At 32.3% G+C, this 7,980-nt stretch carries 5 protein-coding genes and 1 pseudogene; 2 read left to right on the forward strand and 4 right to left on the reverse strand.

Annotated elements, in window-relative coordinates; genetic code table 11:
* Positions 1–212: 212 nt before the first annotated feature.
* Positions 213–1,037: a hypothetical protein gene (locus HM984_RS17025; protein WP_179350051.1), complete on the reverse strand. Its 825-nt coding sequence runs from the start codon at positions 1,035–1,037 to the stop codon at positions 213–215.
* Positions 1,038–1,329: 292 nt separating this feature from the next.
* Here HM984_RS17025 and HM984_RS17030 point away from each other — a divergent pair, with 292 nt between their 5' ends.
* Positions 1,330–3,480 (forward strand): S46 family peptidase, encoded by a 2,151-nt coding sequence (locus HM984_RS17030; protein WP_179350052.1) that lies wholly within the window; start codon positions 1,330–1,332, stop codon positions 3,478–3,480.
* A gap of 153 nt (positions 3,481–3,633) precedes the next feature.
* Here the strand turns inward: HM984_RS17030 and HM984_RS17035 are convergent, their stop codons facing one another.
* Together HM984_RS17035 and HM984_RS17040 are read right to left on the reverse strand one after the other, a co-directional pair.
* Positions 3,634–4,008 carry a GreA/GreB family elongation factor gene (locus HM984_RS17035; RefSeq protein ID WP_179350053.1) on the reverse strand — a complete coding sequence of 125 codons (375 nt, stop codon included), beginning with the start codon at positions 4,006–4,008 and terminating at the stop codon, positions 3,634–3,636.
* Between the two features lie 990 nt (positions 4,009–4,998).
* On the reverse strand, positions 4,999–6,981 hold the full coding sequence (locus HM984_RS17040) for a T9SS type A sorting domain-containing protein (protein WP_179350054.1): 1,983 nt from the start codon (positions 6,979–6,981) through the stop codon (positions 4,999–5,001).
* A gap of 119 nt (positions 6,982–7,100) precedes the next feature.
* Here HM984_RS17040 and HM984_RS17700 point away from each other — a divergent pair.
* Positions 7,101–7,352 (forward strand): annotated as a pseudogene (locus HM984_RS17700) (IS110 family transposase); the annotation flags it as partial.
* A 94-nt stretch (positions 7,353–7,446) separates the two neighbouring features.
* On the opposite strand, the gene HM984_RS17045 reads toward HM984_RS17700, so the two are convergent.
* Positions 7,447–7,884 (reverse strand): hypothetical protein, encoded by a 438-nt coding sequence (locus tag HM984_RS17045; RefSeq protein ID WP_179350055.1) that lies wholly within the window; start codon positions 7,882–7,884, stop codon positions 7,447–7,449.
* Between the last annotated feature and the right edge of the window lie 96 nt (positions 7,885–7,980).

A 7,980-nucleotide genomic window follows, 5' to 3' on the forward strand; every position in this document is an offset into this window, starting at 1 on the left:
TCTGAACAGCTTAAAATAGTCAAGAAAAGTAGTAGGAAAGTTATTCTCATAGTTTTTGGGTCAAATTGGTGCCAACGTGATTGTGTATGGTTAGTTGCGTGGTTAAGCAACTAATTTAGCAAACTTTTACGAACCCGAGAAAATTCCGCAGGAATTTTCGTAAGTAAGCGTATAAAAAGCAATTAATTATACACGGTGTTGCCAACAGTATTTTATTCAATTTTTCCTTTTAAATATCTCGTATTAATTAATTCGCTTCCAGTCTTTCCTCCATACTTCTCATAGACTTTCAAAGCTATTGAATTATTGTCAATCCAAATAATTTCTTTAATTCTCCAATCAGAAGTATAGAACGAATCGAATTTTCTTAATTCTATTTTTTTAGTTTCCACATTCTCTTTGTACAAAGCTATAAATGATTCTCTATCGAAAACAGAAGATGAGAATGCTATTAATTTATCCTGACTTTTAGATAAAGAAGGTACTTCACATTCCGAATCAAATGGACTTTGTAAAAAATTCCTAACGCCTGTATTTTTGTCCAATAGAAATGTACCGCAATAACCTTTTCCACAAGAAGTTAGAATATATTTGTTCAATGAACTTAAGAAACCTTTGTAGTAGGTACAGTCGTTATAGTCTATATCACAGCCAAATTTTTTATCTGCGTTTTTGAGAGCAAGAGTGAAAGAATTTCCTGCTTCATTAACTATTGTTTTGTCAACTGTAATTCCATTAGAATATTTTTGCTTGTAATCTAAATAATCAGTCGAGTCTATTTTAGTAAATTTTATTTTTAATTTATTCTTATTTTCCTTAATCTCTTGTTCCTCTGAAACCTCTGAAACCTCTGAAACCTCTGAAATTTCAGAACTTGAAATCGCTTGAGTATTTTCATTAGTTATTTTAGGTTCATTTTTTTGTTCAATTTTAGAACTGTCAACCAATGTTTCTGTTTTCAGTTTTTTTTGCTCGACATTCCGACAACTTATAATTGAAAACAGTAATAAAATTAAGTAAATCTGCGTTTTTTTCATATTGTTGGCAACTCGTTATATAAATCAAAACACCTCGCTTATCTCATCTTATTTTCCGGATATCAGTAGTTTATATGTTTTAAAATTACCTAAAATTAATTAATCCTATATATGTAAAGTCACGTATTTTTCTTTCATAAAAAATAAATAGTATCAGTAATTCAATGGCGCTAATAAACTTAGATTGTTTAAGTCTGTAAAAAGCCTAAAAATAACACTGTTTTAACATATTAGTAGTTTTAAATCGCGCTTAAAATTCAGTATTTTTATGGCCATATTCAAAACAATAAACATGAAGAAAATTTCCCTTACAATTATTGCCTTTATTATTTCTTTTTCGTCCGTAATGGCGAATGAAGGTATGTGGTTTCTAATGCATATAGAGCGTTTAAATCATCGCGACATGCAAAAAATGGGTTTACAATTAACTCCCGAAGAAATCTACAGTGTTAACAACCAAAGTTTAAAAGATGCTATTGTGCAATTCAATGGTGGGTGTACAGCTAGTATCGTTTCAGATAGTGGACTGGTCTTAACAAATCACCATTGTGGTTATGATGCTATTGCAGAATTATCTACAGCAGAACAAAACCATTTAAAAAATGGCTATTGGGCAGGTTCTTTGGCAGAAGAAATGAAGCCAGAAAGTTTATATGTTCGCTTTTTTGTAAGAATGGACGACGTGTCTAAACGTATGTTAGCGCAAGTCAATGATAGCATGAGCGAAAAAGAACGTAGCGCAGCACTTAACAAAGAAATTGCTAAAATAGAACAAGAAAATAGCGAAGGCGGTAAATACACCGTTTCTGTGCGTTCGTTCTATCAAGGTAATGAGTTTTACTACTTTGTTTACGAAGATTATAAAGATGTACGTTTAGTAGGAACACCTCCAGAAAATGTAGGTAAGTTTGGTGGTGACACTGATAACTGGGAATGGCCAAGACATACTGGTGATTTTTCATTATTCAGAGTCTATGCTGATGCGGAAGGACAACCAGCTGATTATTCTACAGACAATGTACCTTTAAAAGCAAAATACCATTTACCTGTTAATATTGATGGAGTAGAGGAAAACGACTTCGCCATGATCTTAGGCTATCCTGGTCGTACTAACCGTTGGATGCCAGCACAAGGTGTAGAACAAAATGTAAAATTCGCTTATCCTGCTTGGGTTGAAGGTTCAAAATTAAGCATGGATGTGATGAAAAAATACATGGATGCAGACGAGTCTGTAAACCTTATGTACGCTTCTGGTTATGCAGGTATTGCTAACTATTGGAAAAATAGAGCAGGAATGATTGAAGCCTTAACGCAGCACAAAACCGTAGCGAAAAAGAGCAAAACCGAAGCTAAATTTGATAAGTGGGCAAATAAAAAAGATAACAAAGCCATGTATGGAGATGTTATTTCAAATATTAATACCTACTATAGCTTAACAAACGAAAAAGCAAAACAAACTAATTACTTATTAGGCATTTTACGTTCTAGTAAATTTGCAGTTTTACCTTATAGAGTAGGATCGGCTTTAAAGCAGTATGTTGGTGCTAATGAAGCAGAACGTGCAAACCTTTTACCAAGATTAGAAGCGTTTATAGAGAGTTCTTATCAAGGTTATCATTTGCCTTTAGAAAAAGAAATTTTAGCGAAACAATTAGGATTGTTGGCTTCTAAATCTAATTATTCTTTACCAGAATTGGTAGCTGAATTAGGACAGAAAAATGACAATGATTTTACAGCCTACACCAATGCTATTTTTGATTTAAGTTTATTTTCTTCTAAAGAAGGAGCTTTAGCCTTTTTACAATATCCTGATGAAGCCATTTTAGAGAATGACCCAATGTTTAAATTATCTAATCAATTATTAGATAAGTATAGAGAAAGTCCGGAAGCATTAGAGCAGCCAGAAAATGATTTTGAAGCGTCTTTCCGATTATTAGTAAAAGGTTTACGCGAATCTGGATTAAGTGATATTCAATATCCTGATGCGAATTCTACGTTGAGATTATCTTACGGAAAAGTGAGAGCGTTACCAGCAGATAAAAGAAATGATGCTAAAGTGAACAATTATACCACATTTAAAGGTATGATTAAAAAGTACAAGCCGAATGATAGTGAGTTTGATTTAGACCAAAGCATGTTAGATATCTACGAAAAGAAAGATTACGGTCGTTATGCTAATGAGCGTGGTGAATTGTCTGTAAACTTCTTAACCGATAATGATATTACAGGTGGAAATTCTGGTTCACCAGTAGTAAATGGAAAAGGAGAATTAATTGGTTTAGCGTTTGATGGTAACATTGAAGCGATGGCTGGTGATGTTATCTTTGATAAAGATTTACAACGTACCATTAATGTGGATATTAGATATGTACTTTGGTTAATTGATAAGTACTCTAATGCCAAACATATTGTAGATGAGTTAACGATCATTACCGCTAAGTAATAAAAGAAACCATAAATAATAAAAAAAGCGATCTGAAATTCAGGTCGCTTTTTTTGTGGTAAATTTTAGCCAACTATATTGAGGCTTGTTTTTGTATTTAAAAAAGAGCCTTTGCGTTATTAAAACAAAGACTCTATTTCTTAATGCTGAAGATTAAATATTTTCAACGGTTAAAATTTCTAGTTTTCTTTCCCCATCCTTAAAAGGCCAATCGATAATATCGCCTACTTGTCTACCAATTGTGGCAACAGCAACATCACATAAAATAGATAATTTTCCTTTTTTATTGTTTGTTTTAGTGGTCGCCACAAACGTATATTCTTTTTCTTTGTTTTCCGTATAATCTTTAATTTTTACACGTCTATTTACCGTAACAACATCATTTGGCAAGTCGCGTCTAAGGACTTGTTTGGCGTCTTTTAATTCTAGAAGTAATAGTTCTTCTTCTTGTTTAGTTACTTTTTTTCTTCGAACATGATCTTTAATCATATCGTATATTCCGGTTGTTAAAATTACATTTTTTGACATACTATTTTTTTTGAACTTCCGACTTAAAACTATGTTGTTGTGACTCAGTCATTCAAAATAGTGCGTCATATATTGAGCTCCTGTTTTGAGTGCTAACGTCGTGTTAAGAAGAAAATAAGATTAAAATTTGAGGATAATAAAGTGTAGCCCTGTTTTGAGTCGTAACAGGGATTAATTAATGAATTCTTTGGAATTTTTCAAAAAGATATCGTCATGCAAATAAGATAATGACCGCGCGATCCCTAAAGTTTCTTTTTCAATGTATAGAAAGTGAAATGCAGTCATTTGTATTAAAATTAACGAGTTACAAAGCTAATGATTGTATTCAATACTTACAATTTTAAAGCTACTTAGGTAAATTAAAAGCAAGTCTTTAAAAGATTTAATAGAAGGTGTCATGTTTTAAAATCGAACGATTTTTATAGATTACTGATAACTCGTTATCTAAATATAAAACAGCGTGTCATCACACCATATATCGGGATGAAATTTTTTGTGTAAAAACGATTTAAAAATTCAGATGACTTTTTTTATAGTCCATTTTAGTGAACGGTGTTGAGGTTTGCTTTGTTGTAATGGTGTTGTTTTATTCAGATTCTTTGTTTTTCTTAAACTTTGATTCTGTAATGAAGACTAATACTACTGATGCTGAAATAATAAATGAAGATAAAATCAACGAACAATAATGCTTTGGTTCTGAAATATTAGAAAAATCAATAGTTAGAAGACTCATAATACATGATATTATTATTAAAATAGATATAAGGTTTCTTTTAATCATTTTTCTGTGTTTTTATTCGAGTATGTTCTAATGATAAGTGTTAAGGTGTTAATGTCGGATTAGTTACGGAATTTAAGCTCCTAATTTAATACATAAAAACCGTATATAAAATCGGTAAATTATGGTCTGAAACAATAAAGAGCAAACAATGACTTATAGTCCTTGTTTGCTCTGCTTATTTTTAGATGTCTTTATTTTGGTAGTCCTGTTTAATTTTTAAGGAACTTAAATGCACTGTAAGACTCTATATTTATAAAATAGGTGCCTTTAACCAAGTTACTAATATCAACACGATTTTGATTTTTAGACTGTCCTTTCATCACTTCTTTACCCGTAATATCAAAAATAGAATATTCAAACTCCTCTGACATGCCGTTCACTTGAATAAAGTCTGTTGATGGATTAGGATATACTTTAATTTGTTGTGTAGGTTCTTCAATAGTAACTATACTCAAAGTTTCATTTCTTGCTTGGATATTATCGATATCTAATGTAGCTTCAATAGGATCTCCATCCCAACTAGGTGTGTCATTATGAAGAATACGGAAGCCTTTAACGTTATCGAAAGTACTATTGTAACCAAGACCAGAGGTCGTGATATTGGTTAATGAGTTTTCATCAATCGGGAATACAATGGTTTGCCATCCTTGTCCTGGGATAACAGCAATAGGGTTGGTAGAACTCCATCTTCGACTAGTCGAAAATCCTTCAAAAGCCAATCTTAATATAATTATAGATGAGCCAGAATTTCTAACATCCATAGAAATATAAGTCACGCCAGCAGCATTATAATCTCCTTCCCATTGTGCATTATTAAATGTGACTAATTTAGAATCTGCATTGTTTCCTCCATTAGATTGTACTCTTAGAAAGTTATCGTCTGCACCATCAGGACCATCGGTTAAAATGTTTTGATTTGGTAATGTTGAGTTATCTCCTTTAGTCCAGTTCTCAGTAGTTACACCTTCAAAATCATCAATTAAATTTAAGGATATTTTAGGCTCACCTAAATCAGCTAAGCCCATATCATCGTTCCTTGCCTGCATATTATCGATGTCCAATATCGCCTCAATAGGATCTCCATCCCAACTTGGTACGTCATTGTGAAGAATACGAAATTCTCTAACATCATCGAAGGTACTATTGTAACCAAGGCCCGAAGTGGTAATATTAGTTAATGAATTTGCATCAATTGGGAATACAATGGTTTGCCAGCCTTGTCCTGGTATAACGGCAATGGGATTGGTAGAACTATATCGTCTACTGGTTGAAAATCCTTCAAAAGCTAATCGTAATAACATGATTTCTGAACCCGAATTTCTAACATCCATAGAAATATAAGTCACGCCAGCAGCATTATAATCCCCTCGCCATTGTGCATTATTGAATGTTACTAATTTAGAATCTGAGCCATTTCCACCATTTGATTCTACTCTTAAAAAATTATCATCTACGCCATCAGGACCATCAGTTAAAATGTTTTGATTTGGTAGTATTGAATTATCTCCTTTTGTCCAGTTCTCAGTAGTAATACCTTCAAAATCATCTATTAAATTTAAAGTTATTTTAGGCTCACCTAGGTCCGCTAAACCCATATCATCGTTCCTCGCAGTAATATTATCGATGTCTAATAGCGCTTCAATAGGATCTCCGTCCCAACTTGGTACGTCATTGTGAAGAATACGGAATTCTCTAACATCATCAAAGGTACTATTGTAACCAAGGCCCGAAGTGGTAATATTAGTTAATGAATTTGCATCAATTGGGAATACTATGGTTTGCCAACCTTGTCCTGGTATAACAGCAATGGGGTTGGTAGAACTATACCGTCTACTGGTTGAAAATCCTTCAAAAGCTAAACGTAATAACATGATTTCTGAACCCGAATTTCTAACATCCATAGAAATATAAGTCACACCAGCAGCATTATAATCCCCTTGCCATTGTGCATTATTGAATGTTACTAGTTTAGAATCTGCCCCGTTTCCACCATTTGATTGTACTCTTAGAAATTTATCATCTGTGCCATCAGGACCATCGGTTAAAATGTTTTGATTTGGTAATACTGAATTATCTCCTTTTGTCCAGTTCTTAGTCGTGTAATCTTCAAAATTATCGGTTTGATTCAGTGTTATTTGAGATAAAGCAAAGAATGGTAAGAGTAATAAGATGATACATGTAGATGTTTTCATTTTTAATAAGTTTGTGATTGATAGATTTGGTTATGGTATGTTTCGTCTGCGCATTGCGCTAGGGCGTTGCGAGATTAAGCACGAAAGTTAGTAAATATAAACTTAATAGAAAATCCATTAGAGGTTTCGTAAGTAGACTAGGACAATCTATAAATCAGAAACTAAGACATTTATTATTTATGTGTAGTTTTAATGCTTGTAAACAAAACAAGGCTTGCCGAGAACTTTATGAGCGAATCGTAGCTAAAGGAAAGAGCAAAAAATTAGCATTAATTGCCGTGTGTAATAAACTACTAAAACAGGCCTTTGCTATAGCTAAATCGGGATTAATATATGAAGGAAATTATAAAAGTACTTTAGTGAAAAATTAATGAATTTTTACTTGTTTTTTGCCACAGTACTTTGTTGTATGCAGTACTTTTGATTTTAAAAATGTGATAATACTAATTAACTAAACGCCTAAATTTATTCGAACTTTACAAGTCGAGAGTAAGTTTTATCAATTTCACCTTCTGGGCTTTTATAAATTTCAATTGATTCCAATTTGTCTTTGTTAATTTTAAATGTTAGTTTTTTCCGGATTTCTGGATGTTTTCCTTCATAGCTATATTTGTTCAAGCTATCTATTCGCCAACGAATTTCATTTTCAATCAATATCAATGAGTCTTTTTTTATCGTCCATCTACCATTTGAAATTATCGCACAAGTGCTATAAACAAAGCTTGAATCTTTTTTTAAGTCTAATTCAGAACCAACAGCTAATCCGTCGAATTTTAGTGATTTAAGAAGTTGTTCAGATTTAGAATAGTCATCATTTTTGTATAGACCCGTTATATCAGTTATATTTTTCCCACAACACAATAGAAAGAAGAATATAAAGATAAATATGTAGTTAGTTTTCAATTTCTGCTGTTTTTTAGGTATGTCTTGCCCTGAAATATGGCTACAGGTTAAAATTGATTTTATGCGGTTAATTTATAGACCATATTTGGTGTTTTG

It is taken from the genome of Winogradskyella pacifica, from assembly GCF_013403915.1.
In the GTDB taxonomy this organism is placed as follows: domain Bacteria; phylum Bacteroidota; class Bacteroidia; order Flavobacteriales; family Flavobacteriaceae; genus Winogradskyella; species Winogradskyella pacifica.